Source organism: Corallococcus sp. CA047B, from assembly GCF_003612065.1.
Classification (GTDB): Bacteria; Myxococcota; Myxococcia; order Myxococcales; family Myxococcaceae; genus Corallococcus; species Corallococcus praedator.
In genome coordinates, this window is the sequence record NZ_RAWD01000652.1 from 1 (window position 1) to 1,277 (window position 1,277).

Annotated in this window: 1 pseudogene; it reads right to left on the reverse strand. The window is 71.6% G+C overall.

Going from position 1 to position 1,277, the window contains the following annotated elements:
- Positions 1–91: 91 nt before the first annotated feature.
- Positions 92–1,277: pseudogene (locus D7X74_RS41950) on the reverse strand (hypothetical protein); the annotation flags it as partial.

Sequence of the window (1,277 nt, forward strand, 5' to 3'; positions counted from 1 at the left end):
ACCACACGCCACCCCCTTCAGAACCGCATCCCCATTTCCAGCCCGAACAGGCGCCGTCGCATCCGGCGACGTACGGGCACCCGCCACTCCCCTAGAACCGCGTCTCCACTTCCAGCGCGAACAGGTGGCGTGGCGCGTCCGGCGGTGTCCGGGCACCTCGTGCGTCCTTCAAATCGAGCACCCACGCATACCGAGCCCGCGTCATCACCGCGTCCCCCGCGGCCCAGCTCGCATCGAACGTCGCCCGGAACGACTGCTCCAATCGGTTCCGCGTCGCGAGGTCCTCGTCCTTCCACACCGCCCGCCCCCGCAGCCGCACCGCATCGCACGGCCTCACCTGCGCCTCCGCCACCGCCTGCGCGTCCTCGCGCACGCCCTGGTTCACCGGATCATCCACGCGTGCATGCGCGTACTGCGCAGCCACGGACACGGCTTCGTGAAGCTCCGCCTTCACGCGCGCCGTCACGCGCGACAGCGACCCCGAGCAGGGCTCCTCCCCCGTCCCGTCGAAGCAGTCCCCCGCCACACCGACGTCCTTGTCCCGGTACTCGCCCCACAGCGAGGGCTGGAACAACACATGCGCCTTCCAGTCCACCCGCGCGGAGGCCCGCAGGTTCACCGTGCCGGCACTGCCTGATGCCGCCCCGTCGGAGGGCAGCGTCCAAGTGTCCACCTCGCCCCGCAGTCGCCATGCATCCAGCCGATGCAGGTAGCGCACGCGCGCGCCCACTTCGTTCCGGACCCGCGAGCCTTCCAGCTCATCCGGCCCGGAGACCGCGCCCGTGTACGGATTGGCGAAACCACGTCCGTAGGCGCGCAGCGACACCTCCAGCTCCCGCCACGGATCCGCCACCACCGTGCGCTGAAGCACACCGAAGCCACCGCCTCCGCCCGGTATCGCATCGAAGCTGCGAGCCGCCTCCACGAAGACGTCCACCGGCCCGTGGCCCCACGCACCATCCAGCCCCACCGCGCCGAATCCTCCTCCCGCCGGGTAGCCCGCGGTGGAGCGGAAATCGAGCGCCGTGCCCTCCACGCTCCACACCGGCTGCGCGCCCCACGCGGTCGCCCCCACCTGGGCCCGTGAACTCCACGCAAGCGTCGCGTGGCCTCCGCCCGCCCACTCGTGGAACACCCCGGGCAACGTCCGCGACACCACGCGCCCCTCTGTCCCCCCGAGCCACACCGGCGGCGCCTTGCACCCCTCCTTCGCGCCCTCGCACGAGGAGCGCTCCACCAGCGCATGCGAGAGGAGCGAGCGCGACTGATACGAACCA